This window comes from Vibrio fluminensis (genome assembly GCF_015278125.1).
GTDB classification, from domain to species: domain Bacteria; phylum Pseudomonadota; class Gammaproteobacteria; order Enterobacterales; family Vibrionaceae; genus Vibrio; species Vibrio fluminensis.
Window position 1 is genome coordinate 56,070 of sequence record NZ_JADILO010000026.1, and the last position, 18,017, is coordinate 74,086.

Annotated in this window: 14 protein-coding genes; 8 read left to right on the forward strand and 6 right to left on the reverse strand. The window is 44.5% G+C overall.

Annotation, left to right across the window (positions count from 1 at the left end; all coding sequences use genetic code 11):
* Nucleotide 1: 1 nt before the first annotated feature.
* On the forward strand, nucleotides 2-1,363 hold the full coding sequence (locus IRQ95_RS16085) for a TRAP transporter large permease (protein ID WP_194437878.1): 1,362 nt from the start codon (nucleotides 2-4) through the stop codon (nucleotides 1,361-1,363).
* Nucleotides 1,364-1,396: 33 nt separating this feature from the next.
* On the opposite strand, the gene IRQ95_RS16090 is transcribed toward IRQ95_RS16085, so the two are convergent.
* The 4 genes from IRQ95_RS16090 to IRQ95_RS16105 form a co-directional block, all read right to left on the reverse strand.
* Nucleotides 1,397-1,582: a hypothetical protein gene (locus IRQ95_RS16090; protein ID WP_194437879.1), complete on the reverse strand. Its 186-nt coding sequence runs from the start codon at nucleotides 1,580-1,582 to the stop codon at nucleotides 1,397-1,399.
* A 175-nt stretch (nucleotides 1,583-1,757) separates the two neighbouring features.
* On the reverse strand, nucleotides 1,758-2,591 hold the full coding sequence (locus tag IRQ95_RS16095) for a heme ABC transporter ATP-binding protein (protein ID WP_194437899.1): 834 nt from the start codon (nucleotides 2,589-2,591) through the stop codon (nucleotides 1,758-1,760).
* A 2-nt stretch (nucleotides 2,592-2,593) separates the two neighbouring features.
* A complete protein-coding gene (locus IRQ95_RS16100; protein ID WP_194437880.1) occupies nucleotides 2,594-3,634 on the reverse strand; it encodes a FecCD family ABC transporter permease in 1,041 nt (346 codons plus the stop codon).
* A gap of 15 nt (nucleotides 3,635-3,649) precedes the next feature.
* Entirely contained in the window at nucleotides 3,650-4,501 is an 852-nt protein-coding gene (locus IRQ95_RS16105; RefSeq protein ID WP_194437881.1) for a heme/hemin ABC transporter substrate-binding protein, read from the reverse strand.
* 485 nt (nucleotides 4,502-4,986) lie between these two features.
* Between IRQ95_RS16105 and hutX the strand changes: the two genes are divergently transcribed.
* From hutX to IRQ95_RS16120, 3 genes are all read left to right on the forward strand, one after another.
* Nucleotides 4,987-5,508, forward strand: coding sequence for a heme utilization cystosolic carrier protein HutX (gene hutX, locus IRQ95_RS16110; RefSeq protein ID WP_194437882.1), 522 nt, complete (start codon nucleotides 4,987-4,989; stop codon nucleotides 5,506-5,508).
* Nucleotides 5,505-6,071: a heme utilization protein HutZ gene (gene hutZ, locus IRQ95_RS16115; protein ID WP_194437883.1), complete on the forward strand. Its 567-nt coding sequence runs from the start codon at nucleotides 5,505-5,507 to the stop codon at nucleotides 6,069-6,071. The genes hutX and hutZ overlap by 4 nt, the downstream gene beginning before the upstream one ends.
* Before the next feature lie 94 nt (nucleotides 6,072-6,165).
* Nucleotides 6,166-8,262 (forward strand): TonB-dependent hemoglobin/transferrin/lactoferrin family receptor, encoded by a 2,097-nt coding sequence (locus tag IRQ95_RS16120; protein WP_194437884.1) that lies wholly within the window; start codon nucleotides 6,166-6,168, stop codon nucleotides 8,260-8,262.
* 54 nt (nucleotides 8,263-8,316) lie between these two features.
* Here the strand turns inward: IRQ95_RS16120 and IRQ95_RS16125 are convergent, their stop codons facing one another.
* Entirely contained in the window at nucleotides 8,317-9,657 is a 1,341-nt protein-coding gene (locus IRQ95_RS16125) for a sigma-54-dependent transcriptional regulator (protein WP_194437885.1), read from the reverse strand.
* The gene (locus IRQ95_RS16130) at nucleotides 9,657-11,438 is read right to left on the reverse strand and encodes a sensor histidine kinase (protein WP_194437886.1); all 1,782 of its coding nucleotides are present in this window, start codon (nucleotides 11,436-11,438) and stop codon (nucleotides 9,657-9,659) included. Before IRQ95_RS16130 ends, IRQ95_RS16125 begins: the two co-directional genes overlap by 1 nt.
* A 509-nt stretch (nucleotides 11,439-11,947) precedes the next feature.
* Here IRQ95_RS16130 and tig point away from each other — a divergent pair.
* The 4 genes from tig to lon all read left to right on the forward strand — a co-directional run bounded on the left by tig (nucleotide 11,948) and on the right by lon (nucleotide 17,852).
* Nucleotides 11,948-13,246 carry a trigger factor gene (tig, locus tag IRQ95_RS16135; RefSeq protein WP_194437887.1) on the forward strand — a complete coding sequence of 433 codons (1,299 nt, stop codon included), beginning with the start codon at nucleotides 11,948-11,950 and terminating at the stop codon, nucleotides 13,244-13,246.
* Nucleotides 13,247-13,352: 106 nt separating this feature from the next.
* Entirely contained in the window at nucleotides 13,353-13,967 is a 615-nt protein-coding gene (clpP, locus tag IRQ95_RS16140) for an ATP-dependent Clp endopeptidase proteolytic subunit ClpP (RefSeq protein ID WP_075651313.1), read from the forward strand.
* A gap of 124 nt (nucleotides 13,968-14,091) precedes the next feature.
* A complete protein-coding gene (gene clpX / locus IRQ95_RS16145) occupies nucleotides 14,092-15,375 on the forward strand; it encodes an ATP-dependent protease ATP-binding subunit ClpX (RefSeq protein ID WP_194437888.1) in 1,284 nt (427 codons plus the stop codon).
* 125 nt (nucleotides 15,376-15,500) lie between these two features.
* Complete coding sequence (gene lon / locus IRQ95_RS16150) at nucleotides 15,501-17,852, forward strand: endopeptidase La (RefSeq protein WP_194437889.1); 2,352 nt, start codon at nucleotides 15,501-15,503, stop codon at nucleotides 17,850-17,852.
* Nucleotides 17,853-18,017 lie beyond the last annotated feature (165 nt).

Here is an 18,017-nt window from a genome sequence, read left to right on the forward strand (position 1 = left end):
AATGGATATTTTGTTGCTATTCGTTATGGTGATTGGCTTCATGCTGATAGGTGTGCCAATCGCTGTCTCGCTGGGCTTGTCCAGTATGCTATTTTTGATGATGCATTCAGATGCGTCATTGGCATCGGTCGCGCAAACACTCTTTAATGCCTTTGCTGGGCACTACACTCTACTTGCGATCCCGTTCTTTATTTTAGCTTCAAGCTTTATGTCGACCGGTGGTGTAGCAAAACGAATCATTCGTTTTGCAATCGCTATGGTGGGTTGGTTCCGCGGTGGACTTGCAATGGCTTCTGTTGTGGCGTGTATGATGTTTGCCGCGCTTTCAGGTTCATCACCAGCCACCGTGGTTGCGATTGGTAGTATCGTTATCGCAGGTATGGTTCGCAATGGTTACTCGAAAGAGTTTGCATCCGGGGTTATTTGTAACGCCGGTACGTTGGGGATTTTGATCCCGCCATCAATCGTAATGGTGGTGTACGCCGCTGCAACCGACGTATCGGTTGGTCGCATGTTCCTAGGTGGCGTGATTCCAGGCTTACTTGCTGGTGTGATGTTAATGATTGCCATCTACATCGCAGCACGTGTGAAGAACCTACCTAAGCAGCCTTTTGTCGGTTGGGGCGAAATGTTTGCCTCCGCAAAAGATGCGAGTTGGGGTTTGCTGCTGGTGGTCATCATCCTTGGTGGTATTTACGGTGGCGTATTTACGCCGACTGAGGCGGCAGCCGTTGCGGCAGTTTACTCGTTCTTTATTGCTAACTTTGTCTATAAAGACATGGGGCCGTTTGCGGATAAGCAAAATACCAAACCTGCGATTGTGAAAATCTTCCAAGCCTTTGTACACAAAGATACTAAACATACTTTGTATGAAGCGGGTAAGCTGACGATTATGCTGCTGTTTATCATTGCTAATGCTCTGATTCTAAAGCATGTGCTTACCGAGGAGCGCATTCCGCAAATGATTACTGAATCGATGCTATCTGCGGGTTTAGGGCCAATTACCTTCCTGATTGTGGTTAACGTATTGCTGCTAATCGGTGGTCAGTTTATGGAGCCATCAGGGCTGCTGATCATTGTCGCACCACTGGTTTTCCCTATTGCAATCGCACTTGGTATCGACCCAATTCACTTAGGTATCATGATGGTGGTGAATATGGAGATAGGGATGATAACGCCGCCGGTTGGTCTCAACTTGTTTGTGACTGCTGGGGTCGCGAAGATGTCGATGATGCAGGTAGTAAAAGCGGCGCTGCCGTGGGTTGGTGTGATGTTCCTCTTCCTCATCATAGTTACTTACGTGCCTTGGGTATCCACTTGGTTACCAACGACCTTGATGGGGCCAGAAATCATAACCAAGTAATTGGTAGTAAGTAATCCGGGATAGATGAGTGAGCTAGATCTCCTCATCTATCTTTTTTACTTGAGAGTTACGAGGATCTTGTCCGATTCGCCTTTCATAAAATCGCCATTTCACATGGCGATTTTTTCTTCGATCTTTTCCCGAGCGATAATCGGTTTGGTAGACACCATCTATCAGTGTGGTGTCAGTAATCGCTTTTATTTTGGTTTTCTCGCCCATAACTTTTCACTCCCTGAAAGTTATCTATTACTTAATAGTATGGGAAAGATGCGAAAATTCGCCAATATACTCAGAGTGTTAATCTTACGAAAACTCAAACACGAGAAAATTTGTGGCGGTTAAGTAAAAAGGTTTGCTGATAAAAAAACAGCAAACCTTTCCGCTAGTTGAGCACTTAACAGGGGATCACAAGAGGGTGTCCAAGCTCTGGGTGGGGGATAATGGATACCTTGTGCTGATAAACATCTTCGATAATATCAGGTTGCAATGCGATGGTCGGTATCGCATCGACGGCGATCGAACCTTGATTGAGAATGACCATTCGATCCGCGTATTGCGCTGCTAGATTGAGATCGTGTAACACGGCTACGACGGTTGCGCCTTTGTCTGCTAGTGATTTGGCAAGTGAGAGCGTTGTATGTTGATGGTGTAGGTCTAACGCTGATGTCGGTTCATCCAATAAAATAATCGTATTATCTTGGCTTTGTTCTAATTGAGTGAGAACTCGAGCCAGATGTACTCGTTGTTTCTCGCCGCCAGATAGCGTGGGGTAGTTGCGGTTTGCCAAATGATCCACGTCAGTTTGACGCATGTTGTTGATGATCAGATGCTTAATATCGTCATTAGTTGCGGTCAAGCCTATGGCGCCAAGTTCCACCACTTCCTGTGCAGTAAAATTAAACGACAAACTGCTGCTTTGTGGCAATACACCTAGATGGCGCGCAAGATCTTGATTTGCCCAATAATCACGGTGTTGGCCATAGATTTTAACCGAACCGCCGTGTGTCACTTCATTCGTGATTGCTTTTAGCAGGGTACTTTTACCGGTACCATTTGGTCCCAGTAATGCGGTAAATTCACCGCGGTGAAGTGATAGATTTACGTTGCTGAGAATCTTACGTTTGGCAAGGCTTACCGATATTTGCTCTAGCTCGATTGTGGTTGTACCGGTGTACTTTGAAATCATCTCACCGTTGGTTGATTTATAAGCTGAAATGGCAGAGAGCATCACTATATTCTCCCTTTTTGTTTTATCAGCAGCCAGAGGAAAAATGGTGTGCCAATTAATGCGGTGACAATGCCCACTGGCATATCGAGTGGTGCAACGGCGGTTCTTGCCAGCATATCGGCAAACAGGAGCAGTAAAGCGCCGAGTAACATGCTCACAGGCAATAGCGATTTGTAGTTTGGGCCAATCATCATGCGGGCAAGATGAGGGACGATCAGGCCAACAAAACTAATGATGCCTGCTAAAGCAACCGTGACACCTACGCCTGCGGCGGCCAGTACGATTAAACGCCTTTTTACTGATTGCACGTCGATTCCCATATGACGCGCTTCTGACTCACCAAGTAACATTGCGTTGAGCTTGTCCGCGTCACGACGGTAGCAATAAAACAAAACAATCAATGTGGCGAATGAGAGGTAGATACTCTGTTTATTCGCACCAGCTAAAGACCCCATCGTCCATAGAGAAAGGTCACGCAGCGCTTGATCATCGGCAAAATAGTTGAGCAACCCCAGCCCTGCATTTGCCGCAGCAGAGATAGCAATGCCGGCAAGCAGCATCATAGTGACCGACGTTCCGGTTTGACTGGTTCCTAACCTGTACACGATGAACGTTACAATAATACCGCCAAGACACGCGAATAGTGGAACGGTGCCGAGAAGCATTAACATTGGGTAGTTGGCAGCAATGCCCCCAAAAGCGACGATGGCAATTGCTGCTCCTAGAGATGCACCTGATGAGACACCAATAATGCCAGGGTCAGCCAGTGGGTTTCGAAATAGCCCTTGTAATACCGCACCACAGATCGCCAATATTGCGCCAACAGCAATGGCTAATAGTGTGCGCGGGATGCGAACTTGCTGGATGATCATAGTGACATGAGCAGGTATATCCGCATGGTCTGTTGGGAGCAATGAATAGAGGCTATCGGCCAAGCTGATATTCATCGGTCCTACAGTAATGGATACCACAGTCGCAAGGTATAGTAGAAAAGCAGAAGCGATACAAAGCGCTCTAGCTGAAAGCATTCTAGAAGAGTTCATTGTTATTACTGTACGTTAGTTCGCTTGGCTGAATGTCTGATATAAATCATCTGCAAGTTCTAGGCTCTCAATGCCAAGACCGCCAACAATTGCGCTACCATTCACAGGGATAATGTGATTGTTTGCTGCCGCAGGGGTTGCGACGAGCAATGGATACTCTTGCATGATGCCTTTTTTCCCACCGAGCTTATTCCAATCGCGATGCGACACCAGAATGTATTCAGGTTGCATTTCTACAATGGCTTCTTGAGACAGAGGCTTGTATGAATCCAACTCGGTTTTGGCTGGGTTGAATCCTCCGGCAAGATCAATAATCACATCAATGGTTGTCTTGTTACCTGCTATCGTGGCAGGCCTGCCTTTACTGAGGAGCGCAAATACCACCTTTGGCGCTCGATCGATATCGCGTTTTGCCATCGAGTCTAATTTCGTTTTTAAATCGCTTTTTAGCTCTTCGGCTTTGGTTTGCGTTCCAGTAATTTTTGCAATCGCATCAATTCGGCTAAAAAGATCTTGTTCAGTGTCTCCTGCAGCGACCGTCTCTACTGAAACACCGCCACTTTTGAGTAAGGAAAGTGTTGTCTCAGGGCCCATTTCGTGAGAACCAATTAAGTGAGTAGGGGAAAGCGCCATTAAGCCTTCAGGAGATAATCTACGGTGATAGCCGACCACAGGTAAATCGCCCTCAGTATTAAAGTGCTTACTGGTTAGATCAATTGCCACCAACTGGTCTTTCGCCCCTAATGCAACAAGCAGTTCTGTAATGCTAGAACCGGCACTAATAATCCTATTTTCGGTTGCTTGTGCTTGAGTAAACGTTGCGCTGACGGTAATCAACATCGTTAACAAGAGAGTGAGGTTTTTCATAGTTGTTGTTCCATAAACAAGATTGATCGCTGCATATCTTTGCTAGAGATAGTTAACGAGCGAGCTGCATTCCAATTGGTTCTGTTGTTCACAAAAGCTGCGCGCAATGAGGTGAGCGTTTGTGATTGCTTGACATGATTTAAAACCTGCTGAGGCAAACATAACGATTTGCGCTAGCTGTACGCGTCCGATATTTCGAATGTTTCATATTTACAATAAGATAACGTTAAAAACCACGCAAATAATAATGATATCAAATATCATTTGCATTATCATATCTTTTGTATAACATAATTTCCACCATTACTATTTACAAAAATATGATTCTAAGTTGCGAATAACAGGAAGAATTTCAATTAGGAAAATGCTTGATAGCGGCGATCAGCAAACTCGGCCGCATTTGCTACAGTTGAATTAAACCCTTGTTGGTTGTCTTTCTCGAGTTCTAGCGGAATTCTAAATAAAACAAAAAAACAGGAGAGAGTATGTATACCTCTTGCTCTGAAAGCGAAGTAAAAACGCGAGTCGACGCGGCTTTGGCGAAGGATGATTCGGTGCCTATTTCTGAAATGGCCAAGCAACTGCAGCTTAGTGAGGGAGCAATCACATTTGCTTTGCCTGAGGTTATGCTTACTCGTATTGATGGAGCGCATGCGCAACAGATTCTTGAGCAGTTACCTGAGTGGGGAAATGTTACGACTATCGTTCACTCATGCGGTTCAATCTTTGAGACTAAGGCTCCTTTCCCTCGAGGTAAGGCAGCGCATGGATATTACAACTTGATGGGGCGAGAGGGTGAACTGCATGGTCATTTACGTCTAGATACCATTGTCCAAATAGCGTTGGTAAGTAAGCCTTTTAGAGGCAATGAAAGTCATTACATCGGCTTTTTTGCTCAAGATGGAACGTGTGCATTTAAAATTTACTTAGGACGTGACAAGCAGCGCCAGCTTATCCCTCAACAAATTGAAGCATTTAAGCAAATGAAACAGGAGTTTTCCGCATGAACTTAGAAAGTCAGTCGACTGAAATCGATGAGCAACAAAGAGAGGATGTTCGTCGTGAACGGTTACAGAACCGTTTGGAGCCAGAGATCCAAGAATTTCGCGATAGTAGAAAAACGTTACAGCTAGCAACGATCAGTGAGCAAGGTATACCTAATGCTACCTACGCACCTTTTGCGTTTGATAAGCGAGGCTATTACATCCTTGTGAGTGACATTGCCGCACACGGGAAGAACTTAAAAACAAACCGTAACGTGTCGATTCTGATGATCGAAGATGAGAATGAAAGTAAGCAGATTTATGCGCGTAAACGACTGACTTTTGACACCAAAGCTGAGCTAGTAGAAAAGCAGACTGATGATTGGTACGAAGGGGTTCATGCACTGAGAGAGCGTTTTGGCGAAATCATTGACAACCTCAGTCAGCTTGGGGATTTCAATCTATATCGCTTGGTTCCAGATTCAGGCCGCTATGTAAAGGGCTTTGGTCAAGCGTTTGAAGTCTCAGGTAATGATCTTCTGGATTTTGTTCACTTAACCGAAGGGCATATTCAGCCAGAAAAATAAAAAAGTAATGTCTAGAGCAATGGAAGCCTCAAAAGACCTGAAAACACAAATATAAGACTAATTCAGGTCATTCAACCTTTAAATGGAATAAAAAATGTTAAAGCAAACGCCTTTAGCTCTAGCTATTGCTGGGCTTTTGTCTGCGCCAATTTATGCAGATGACTCTTCATTGCAAGAAACTGTTGTTGTTACCGCCACTCGCACCAATACTCAAGTGATTGATACCGCTGCTTCAGTAACGGTCATTGATGACGAGACGATAGAGCGAGATATGATCACCAGTTTGGATGATCTATTTAAATATACCCCAGGTGTGACGGTCGAAAGTAATGGTCGTCATGGGGTACAAAACATCAATATTCGCGGAATTGATGGTAATCGAATTAAAGTGCTAGTGGATGGCGTTGCCCAAGGCAACCAGTTTGAATCAGGCGGCACTTTTGTTAATTCATCACGAGTAGAAGTGGATACTGACTTACTTAAATCCGTGGAAATTGTTAAAGGGGCGGCATCATCTTTACAAGGTTCTGATGCGATAGGTGGCATTGTCGCATTCGAAACCAAAGATCCTGCTGACTTTTTACAAGGAAAAGATTTCGGCGGCCATGCCAAGTTCAATTACTCATCGAAAGACAATACCTTCAGTGAATCTGTTGCGTTGGCAAATCAGATTGGTGATCTTGAAACGCTAGTTGCGTATACCCGTCGTGATGGCAGTGAGCTGGAGAATTTTGGTGATTTGGATCAACAGGATACAGAGGCCAATAACTTATTAGTGAAGTTGCAGTACCAACTCAACGATGCTCATCGTGTAGAATTTAACGGTAATTATCTAAAAAATACCGATAAAGCGGATCAATCTTATTCTGGATACAGCAACGGGACGTCTGAGGATGTCACGGAACAATATCAAGTTGGCATTAAACACATTTGGGATGTTCATGCCTCTTTAGCTGATTCGGTGGTGTGGCAATTAGATTATTTGAGCAAAGATGAAAATGGGGTGACTCATCGCACTAAAGATAGTGACTCTAATCGTCAACGCAAAGACTATATCTACAACGATGAAGGTTATCAGTTTGACCTACAGATTGATAAGCACTTTAGTCTAGGTAATACCGAGCACTACGTAGTTTATGGTGGTTCTTTCCAAGACAAAGATATTGAAAACATCAATAAAGAGTACAATAGTGTTGGAGCGGATAAGGAAATCTTCTATATCCCTAGCGCATCTGAGCGTCGTTATGGCGTGTTTCTTCAAGACCAAATTTCAATCGGTAACCTGACAGTCACGCCAGGTGTTCGTTACGATTGGTTTGAAACCGATCCTGGCGATACAAGTGATAACCCGAGTAACAATGATGCAAGCGAATATAAGAAATTTAGTGATTCAGCCTTTACCGCTCGTCTCGGTGCTGTGTATCGTTTAAGTCAAGAACATCGACTGTTTGCTCAAGTGAGCCAAGGCTTCCGTGCTCCAGATTTCAAAGAGTTGTTCTACTCTTATGGAAATCCAATAATGAGCTATTACAGTAAGCCCAATCCAGATTTGAAAGCTGAAGAAAGTATCTCCTATGAGTTGGGTTGGCGCCATAATACGGATCGTTCTGATACTGAAATTGCGGTTTTCTATAGTGATTACGACAACTTCATTACTAGCGAAACCACTGGGCAATTCATGAACCCGATGAATCCAGCGATTGTGCAGTATAACAATATTGAATCTGCCAAGATTAAAGGCATCGAGTTTTCCAACCAATTGTCATGGGATGGCTTTATGCCCATCGAAGGCTTTAGCTCTCGATTTGCAGCCGCTTATACAGAAGGTGAAGATGGTGATGGCGAACCACTCAATGATGTGAATCCGTGGAACGCGATTGTTGGAGTAAACTTTGACTCGACAGATAATTGGGGCACATCGTTGAACTTAAGCTATACCGCAGCTAAGAAGCAAGATGACATCGCCGAGGGTGAGCGAGGCGCGCAAATTCAACCAATTTCAAGCGCAACGGTGGTCGATTTAACCGCCTACTACAAACCAATTAAAGATCTAACGCTTCGAGCTGGTGTCTTTAACCTCACGGATAAAGAATACTACAACTGGAACGACGTTAAAGGCGAAACGGTTGAGAATAAAGATCTGACTCAAGCTGGTCGTAACTGGGCGGTTACAGTGAAATACGATTTCTAGCGGTACGTTTGTCGTAAACAAATTAAGGGCACTTAATTGTGCCCTTAATTGTTTCTAATCTTTGAAGTCTTGTTTATCTAACCCATGCTTTTGCATTTTGTCGTAGAGGGTTTTTCTCGCCACTTGCAACTGTTGCATCGTTTCGTTGATTCGTCCTTCATTTGCCGTTAAAGCCTGCTCAATCAGCATTTTTTCAAACTCAGCCACTTGCTCAGACAGAGGTTGAATCGTCTTATCGTGTCGCGGTGGATTAGAAAATTCCCCCAACTTTCCCAACAAAACAAAACGTTCAGCACAATTTCGCAGTTCGCGCACGTTGCCCGGCCAGTCATGACTTATTAAGCTTTGTAAATCGGCTTTAGGGATAGAAGCCGCATCTTTACCATAACGAGCAGCGGCAACCAGCAAGAAATGGTGAAATAGCGCGGGTATGTCTTCTTTACGGTGACGCAATGCAGGTAGAACGAGGGTGACAACGTTGAGGCGATAGTAGAGATCTTGCCGGAAATCTCCATTAACCGAAGCCTGGTTTAAGTCTACTTTGGTTGCTGCGATCACGCGGATATCGATTGGGATGAGTTGATTTGATCCCACTCGCTCAATGACGCGTTCTTGTAGCACACGTAGCAATCGAATTTGTGCCTGCATTGGCATCGACTCGATTTCATCTAAAAAAAGCGTCCCCCCATTGGCATGCTCGAATTTACCAATTCGTTTACTATCTGCGCCGGTGAATGCCCCTTTTTCATGCCCATATAACTCACTTTCTATTAAGTTTTCAGGCACTGCTCCACAGTTAATCGCGACAAAGTTGCTGTCGCGCCGAGAGCTTTGTTCGTGTATCGAACGAGCGACCAGTTCTTTACCTGTACCTGTTTCGCCAAATAACAAAATGTCAGCGTTGGTATCAGCAATATGTGAAATGGTTTCACGGAGCTGTTGGATTTGGTTGGTTTCGCCAATAATCCGTGGACCAAGGGTTTGACTGGCTTTTAAACTGCGTTTTAGCGCTTGGTTTTCTGCAGTTAGGTTACGTTTTTCTATGGCTCGTCTGGTGGTATCAATAAGACGATCAATGGCAAAAGGCTTTTCGATAAAATCGTAAGCACCATTTTGTAATGCGTTGACCGCCATCTCTATATCACCATGGCCAGTAATCAAGATCACCGGTATGTCGGCATCTTGATGTAAGACGCTAGTGAGCAAGTTCTCGCCAGACAACCCAGGTAAACAGATGTCGCTAACCACCACTTTGGGTAAGCCAGATTGCTTGATTGCAATCAAAGCCTCTTCGGCGTCAGCAAAAAAACGCGCAGAGATATCTTCTAGTTCAAAGCTTTGTTCAATAGCAATACGAATATCGCTTTCGTCATCGATGAAGAATACGTCTTCCATTACTTGTCCTTATACTGCAAGGTGATAGTGAACCGTGCTCCGCCAAGGGGTGATTCACTTATGCTCAACTGCCCATCCATCGCTTGGAGTATTTGTTGTGAGATAGAGAGGCCTAAACCAAGTCCATTTTTCTTGGTGGTATAGAAAGGTTCGAATAACTTTTCTCTTTGCGCGATTGGGATACCTTCACCACTGTCATCAACATGAATTAAAACGCTTGATGGCAGAGATTCAACCGTGAGATGAATCTCTCGCGTTGGCTGCTCGCCGACAGCTTGGATAGCATTGCTAAGTAGATTCACCATTACTTGTTCGAGTTGAATTGGGTTGACGGTGACATGAATTGGCGCCTCTGACATTGAGATTGTCAGCGTCGCTTGCTGTGATTTTATCTGCGGCGCGATGAGCTCTTTTACGGAGGTAATCATTGGGGCGAGGGCGAGTTTTTGCTTCTCTTGTGTGTCGGACTTGCGAGTGAACGACTTTAGTTGATCACTGATTTTTGCCATACGTTCTGTCAGTGCTGAAATACGGGCCAGATTTTCATCTACTCGCGTTGTTTGCTGTTTCGCCAGAAAGCGTCTGCCGTTGTCAGCAAAGCTTCGTATCGCCGCGAGCGGATTGTTGAGCTCGTGACTAATGCTTGCCGACATCTGGCCAAGTACCGCCAGTTTCGCAGCCTGTATTAGCTCGTTTTGTGTCTGCCTTAGCGCTTGTTCTGCTTTGCTTCGTTCGTTTATTTCTGCGTGCAGTTCAGCGGTACGCTCCATAACGAGAAACTCTAGCTTTTGTTTGGCTTCCGATTGAATTTGCGCCAGTTGTCTTTGTTTTACTTGGGTTTGATGAACCAATTGAATGGAAAGGAATAGAATGGCAAACAACAAGCTCAGTACCAATAAAAAGCTAAATGTTGACCACAATATGGTGTGCTTTGGCGTCAAAATACGAATGGTTAATTGTAAATCCTCTAGATGCCGAGAAGTCACAATAAAGTCACCTTGTCCGCCCACTTTACGCAAATTAGTCAGTTCAGATTGATCGCTATCTAGATCGCCATACAGGCCAAGCGAACGTATTTCGGTATTTAAGAACTGCCGGCTGCGGAGTACTTGTTGACGAACTTCTGATGACAGGTCGGCGAGACTGTGAAACAACCACTTATGATTACTCGACATAAAAATGATGTTGTTTGGGTCTGTAGCAACAAAGAAGTTAGTCTCGCTTTGCCAATTGTCTTCGATCGCCGAAAGGTCCATTTTGATGACGATTACGCCAATAATTTCCGCGGCGTAGACGACAGGATAACTGTAATAATAACCCCGCTGACCAGAGGTTGAACCGAGTGCAAAATACTGACTTTTTTCTCCTTGAACTGCTTGAGAAAAATAAGGACGCCACGCGAAGTTTCTTCCGACAAAACTGCGTTGAATGTTCCAGTTACTGGCAGCAATCGTGGTGCCTTGTGCATCGAGCAGGTAAGTATCTGCGGCATTGATGACTTGGTTGACGTCTTCAAGGTAGCGGTTGGTAATGTCTATTTGCGCCGAGTTATTAGGGCTGAGAACTGCAGAGATGACTTCACTGTCTTGGGCGAGGAGGCGGGGCAAATGGTCATATTTATCAAGCTTTGTGATGATATGACTCGAGAAGCGTTCTAACTGCGATTGATGTTGTTCAAGTTGGCTCTGGTAGCTGCTGTTCCATACCCAACGCCCGCCAAGAATTGCGCACAGCATAAACAACACCAGCAAATACAGAAAAGTGCGTCGGTTGAGCAGCATAGGGCATCCTTGTCAAAAAAAGAGTCTTCTAGCCTAGCGTTTTTTGTTACTAAGGTGTTGTGGCAGGTTATCAAATTGGGTGGTAAAACCGGACTTAGATCTCCTTTTATTACTTGAATTAAAAAAAACGCTAGTTTCTCTTGAAAAACACATTAATGTCCCCATTTCTGACACGGTTAGAGATGATGAATGCTCAAATATGTAGCATTCAGTTGAGAATTTAGGATATTGAGGGATGTAAGCAGGGGTTCGGCTCGACAGTGCTAGTCAAGGTCGTTAGAATGCTGCATCTAAATCTATGTCCTGAGACTAATCGGAGATACCTTTAGTCAATTGGTTAAGCCAATGGGTAAAAGATATCGCTAATTAGTTCGATTGCCTCAACGCAGGCTGTCGATGCTCGAAATTAATAGGTGCTCTTAGAGTACAAACAAGGATGCAGTTACCAAGCCAAGCTTAGGTAACTCATACGCTCAGCCATACTGAGCCAGTATTGAGGTTAATGAATAATGCAAGTTACTGTTGAAACGCTAGAAGGCCTAGAGCGCCGTCTAAACATTACTGTTCCAGCTGCAAACATCGAAGACGCTGTTACTGCTGAACTACGCAACATCGCTAAAAACCGTCGTTTCGATGGTTTCCGTAAAGGTAAAGCACCTCTAAAAATGGTTGCGCAGATGTACGGTAAAGCAGTACGTCAAGACGTGATGGGTGAAGTTATGCAACGTCACTTCATCGAAGCGATCGTTAAAGAAAAAATCAACCCAGCAGGCGCACCTACTTTTGCTCCAGTAGCAACTAAAGAAGGTGAAGACCTAGTATTCACTGCAACTTTCGAAGTGTACCCAGAGATCGAACTAAAAGGTCTTGAGAACATCACTGTAGAAAAACCACAAGCAGAAGTGAAAGACGCTGACGTTGAAGAGATGATCGACACTCTACGTAAGCAACAAGCAACTTGGACTGAAGTTGAAGAAGCTGCAGAAGCTGGTAAGCGCGCAACGATCGATTTCGTTGGCTCTATCGACGGTGAAGAGTTCGAAGGCGGTAAAGCTGAGAACTTCCCACTAGAAATGGGTGCAGGTCGCATGATCCCAGGTTTCGAAGACGGTATCGAAGGTAAAACTAAAGGTATGGAATTCGAAATCGACGTAACTTTCCCAGAAGATTACCACGCTGAGAACCTAAAAGGTAAAGCAGCTAAGTTCTCTATCAAAGTGAACAAAGTTGAAGCTCGTGAACTTCCAGAACTAAACGATGAGTTCGTTGCTAAATTCGGCGTTGTTGAAGGTGGGGTTGACGCACTTAAAGCTGAAGTTCGTAAGAACATGGAACGCGAACTTAAGCAAGCAGTTAAGAACCGCATCAAAGAGCAAGCTATCGACGGCCTAGTGAAAGAAAATGACACTGACGTACCAGCTGCACTAATCGACCAAGAAATCAATGTTCTTCGTCAACAAGCGGCTCAACGTTTCGGTGGCAACCCAGAAGCTGCTGCTCAGCTTCCACGTGAGCTATTCGAAGAGCAAGCGAAACGTCGCGTAGTTGTTGGTCTTCTTCTAGGTGAAGTAATCAAGTCTGAAGAGCTAAAAGCTGACGATGCTAAAGTTAAGTCTCTAATCGAAGAGATGGCGACTGCTTACGAAGATCCATCAGAAGTTGTTGCTTACTACGAGCAAAACGAGCAAATGATGAACAACATGCGCAACATCGCTCTAGAAGAGCAAGCAATTGACGCAATCATCGCTAAAGCTCAGGTTTCTGAAAAAGAAGTTGGCTTCAGCGAGCTAATGAACCAACCTGCTTAATAAGCAATATCTTGCGTAGAAAAGTTGACTAAGCGTTAACTATTCTGCTAACAATGGTCCGTATGATTTAAATCATCCGGGCCATTTATTTTAGGGACATCAGAATATGAGCTACCAAGACCAAAATACTATTATGAACGCACTCGTGCCAATGGTGGTTGAACAAACTTCCCGCGGTGAACGTTCTTACGATATTTACTCGCGCTTGCTTAAAGAACGCATCATCTTCTTGACCGGTCAAGTTGAAGACAACATGGCAAACCTGATTGTTGCTCAGTTGCTTTTCCTTGAATCTGAAAACCCAGACAAAGACATTTACCTATACATCAACTCACCAGGCGGCAGCGTAACAGCAGGTATGGCTATTTACGATACCATGCAGTTTATCAAGCCAAACGTTGCGACATTGTGTACAGGTCAAGCATGTTCAATGGGTGCATTCCTGCTTGCTGGTGGTGCACCAGGTAAGCGTTTTGCACTACCAAATGCACGTGTCATGATTCACCAACCGCTAGGTGGGTTCCAAGGTCAGGCTTCTGACATCCAAATTCACGCACAAGAAATCCTTTCAATTAAGCAAAAACTGAATACTTTGCTTGCTGAGCATACTGGTCAGCCAATGGAAGTGATCGAGCGTGATACTGATCGTGATAACTTTATGTCAGCAGCACAAGCCGCTGAGTACGGTATCATTGACCAGGTATTGACTCACCGTAGTTAATAGAATTTGGCTTTGAGTGCAATTTAGTCGAGTTGAGGCAAGGTTTTGCTTAATTCGCGGGGGCAATTTGCCCAAAATTGATATACACTCAAAGCGTATAGATTTAAGGCTAAGAGGTTAGCGAATGACAGATAAAAGCAAAGAGGGTGGTAGTAGTAAGCTGCTGTACTGCTCTTTCTGCGGTAAGAGCCAGCACGAAGTTCGCAAGCTGATCGCCGGTCCGTCAGTCTACATTTGTGACGAGTGTGTCGACTTATGTAACGACATTATTCGCGAAGAAATCAAAGATGTGCTTCCTAAGAAACAGTCTGAAGCGCTGCCTACGCCGCGCGAGATTCGTGAGCATCTTGATGATTATGTGATTGGCCAAGATTACGCTAAAAAAGTGCTAGCCGTAGCCGTTTACAACCATTACAAGCGTTTACGCAATGGTGACACTACGAGCGAAGGTGTTGAGCTAGGTAAAAGTAACATCCTGCTAATCGGTCCAACCGGTAGTGGTAAAACTTTGCTAGCCGAAACGTTAGCGCGTTTCTTGGATGTACCATTTACAATGGCTGACGCAACGACCCTGACAGAAGCAGGTTATGTTGGTGAAGACGTTGAAAATATCATCCAAAAACTGCTGCAGAAATGTGACTATGACGTAGCGAAAGCTGAACGTGGTATTGTTTACATTGATGAAATCGACAAGATTTCACGCAAAGCAGAAAACCCATCAATCACTCGTGATGTTTCAGGTGAAGGTGTTCAACAAGCACTACTGAAATTGATTGAAGGTACGGTAGCTTCGGTTCCACCACAAGGTGGTCGTAAGCACCCTCAACAAGAGTTCTTGCAAGTTGATACTTCGAAGATCCTATTTATCTGTGGTGGTGCATTTGCAGGCCTAGATAAAGTCATTGATCAGCGTGTAGCAACGGGTGCAGGTATCGGCTTTGGCGCAGAAGTGCGTTCAAAAGACGAGAATAAGACAGTTGGTGAACTGTTTACTCAAGTTGAACCAGAAGACTTAGTGAAATACGGTCTGATTCCAGAGTTCATTGGTCGTTTACCTGTAACGACGACGTTGACTGAGCTGGATGAAGAAGCGCTAATTCAAATTCTTTGTGAACCAAAGAATGCGCTTACTAAGCAATATGCAGCGCTATTTGAACTAGAAGACTCAGAACTTGAGTTCCGCGAAGATGCACTACGTGCGATTGCTAAGAAAGCAATGGAACGTAAAACTGGTGCTCGTGGTCTACGTTCAATTCTAGAAGCTGTACTGCTAGAAACCATGTATGAGCTACCATCAATGGACAACGTAAGCAAAGTTGTGATTGATGAGTCAGTGATTAATGGTGAGTCTGAGCCACTGCTAATCTATAGCAATTCAGATAACCAAGCAGCAGGCGCTGAATCGTAATTCGCCAAATGACAATCGTTATCAAAAAAGGAGGCTTTAAGTCCTCCTTTTTTTTATTCCTCCATTGATTCCAACCAATTAGCCCCCATATACTGCTCATAAGACTAAGCGGAAGAGAGAATAATATGAACTTGGAACGTTCCGAACGTATCGAGATCCCCGTACTACCTCTACGAGACGTAGTAGTTTACCCGCATATGGTAATTCCACTGTTTGTTGGTCGTGAAAAATCGATTGCATGCTTAGAAGCCGCAATGGATGCGAACAAGCAAGTACTGTTGGTGGCGCAAAAAGAAGCGGAAACTGACGAGCCGACAAAAGAAGACCTATTCGACGTTGGTACCATTGCGACTATTCTACAGTTGTTAAAACTTCCAGACGGCACTGTGAAAGTGTTAGTAGAAGGCCAGCAGCGTGCAAAAATCCACCAGTTTATTGACAATGAATTCTTCGTTGCCGACGCTGAGTATCTAGTGACAAATGATCTAGATGAGCGCGAGCAAGAAGTGATTGTACGTAGTGCAATCAACCAATTCGAAGGCTTTATCAAGCTAAATAACAAGATTCCACCAGAAGTACTAACTTCACTCAATGGTATCGATGAAGCTGCGCGCCTTGCGGATACAATTGCTGCGCACATGCCGCTGAAATTAGTCGATAAGCAAAAAGTACTAGAAATTCTTGATATTTCAGAGCGCCTAGAGTTCCTAATGGGACAAATGGAATCTGAAATCGATATTCTTCAAGTGGAAAAACGCATCCGCACCCGCGTGAAGAAACAGATGGAAAAATCACAGCGCGAGTACTATCTGAATGAGCAAATGAAAGCGATTCAGAAAGAGCTTGGCGAAGGTGAAGACGGCGTAGACGAATTTGAGACTCTTAAGCAAAAAATTGCTGAGTCTAAAATGCCGCAAGAAGCGCGTGAAAAGACGGAACAAGAGCTGCAAAAGCTGAAGATGATGTCACCAATGTCTGCGGAAGCAACCGTAGTCCGTGGTTACATTGATTGGATGCTGGGCGTGCCTTGGAGTAAGCGTAGCAAGGTTAAGAAAAACCTAGCGAAAGCGGAAGAGATCTTAAATGAAGATCACTACGGCCTAGAGCGTGTTAAAGAACGAATTCTAGAGTACTTAGCGGTACAAAACCGTATCAACAAGCTCAAAGGCCCAATTCTTTGTCTAGTTGGTCCTCCTGGCGTGGGTAAAACGTCACTTGGTCGTTCGATTGCATCGGCTACTGGTCGCCAATACACGCGCATGGCGCTAGGTGGCGTGCGTGATGAAGCAGAAATTCGTGGTCACCGCCGTACTTACATTGGCTCAATGCCAGGTAAGCTGATTCAGAAAATGTCGAAAGTTGGGGTTAAAAACCCGCTGTTCCTTCTGGATGAGATCGACAAGATGTCTTCGGACATGCGTGGTGACCCGTCATCAGCACTTCTTGAGGTGTTAGACCCAGAGCAAAACAACGCATTTAACGACCATTATCTAGAAGTAGATTACGATCTGTCTGATGTCATGTTTGTAGCGACATCAAACTCGATGAATATTCCGGGTCCACTATTGGACCGTATGGAAGTGATTCGTCTATCAGGCTACACCGAAGATGAGAAGCTGAATATCGCCAAACGTCACCTTGTTGAAAAACAAGTGCAGCGTAATGGTTTGAAACCAAATGAAATCGTTATTGAAGATTCAGCAATCGTCGGCATTATTCGTTACTACACGCGTGAAGCGGGTGTACGTAGCCTTGAGCGCGAGATTTCTAAGATCTGTCGTAAAGCAGTGAAAAATATTCTGCTGAACAAAGATTTGAAGTCGGTGACTGTGTCGATGGATAACCTAAAAGAATACTTAGGTGTGCAACGATTTGATTACGGTAAAGCTGATGACCGAAATCGTATTGGTCAAGTGACCGGCTTAGCATGGACAGAAGTTGGGGGCGATCTGCTAACGATTGAAACCGAATCAATGCTAGGTAAAGGTAAACTTGTTCAAACCGGTTCGCTAGGCGACGTAATGCAAGAGTCGATTCAAGCGGCTATGACCGTGGTTCGTACTCGTGCAGAGAAACTAGGTATTAACCCTGATTTCTATGAGAAGCGTGATATCCATGTGCACGTTCCTGAAGGCGCGACGCCAAAAGATGGTCCGAGTGCGGGTATCGCAATGTGTACGGCTCTCGTTTCAAGCCTAACAGGTAACCCAGTGAAAGCTGAGGTGGCGATGACCGGTGAAATTACCCTACGTGGTGAAGTTCTACCTATCGGTGGTCTGAAGGAAAAACTGTTGGCTGCACACCGCGGTGGCATCAAAACTGTCCTGATTCCTAAAGACAATGAACGTGATCTTGAAGAAATTCCTGAGAACGTGATCGCAGACTTAAAGGTTATTCCAGTACAGTGGATCGATGAAGTTCTGAGCGTCGCATTGGAAAGAGACCCGTCAGGCGTAGAGTTTGCTGTAGAAAAATAGTGATGTGCAGCAAAAATAAGTAAAAGATTACGCTGATAAGCTTAAAAGTGCTTGTCAGCGTTTTTTTTGGACGCTAACGTTAGCCACTGTAGCTTGAAGCCTTGCCATACAAGGGTTTGGGCTGAATTTTAAATGAAATGGAACGAAAGGTCGTCTCACAAAATA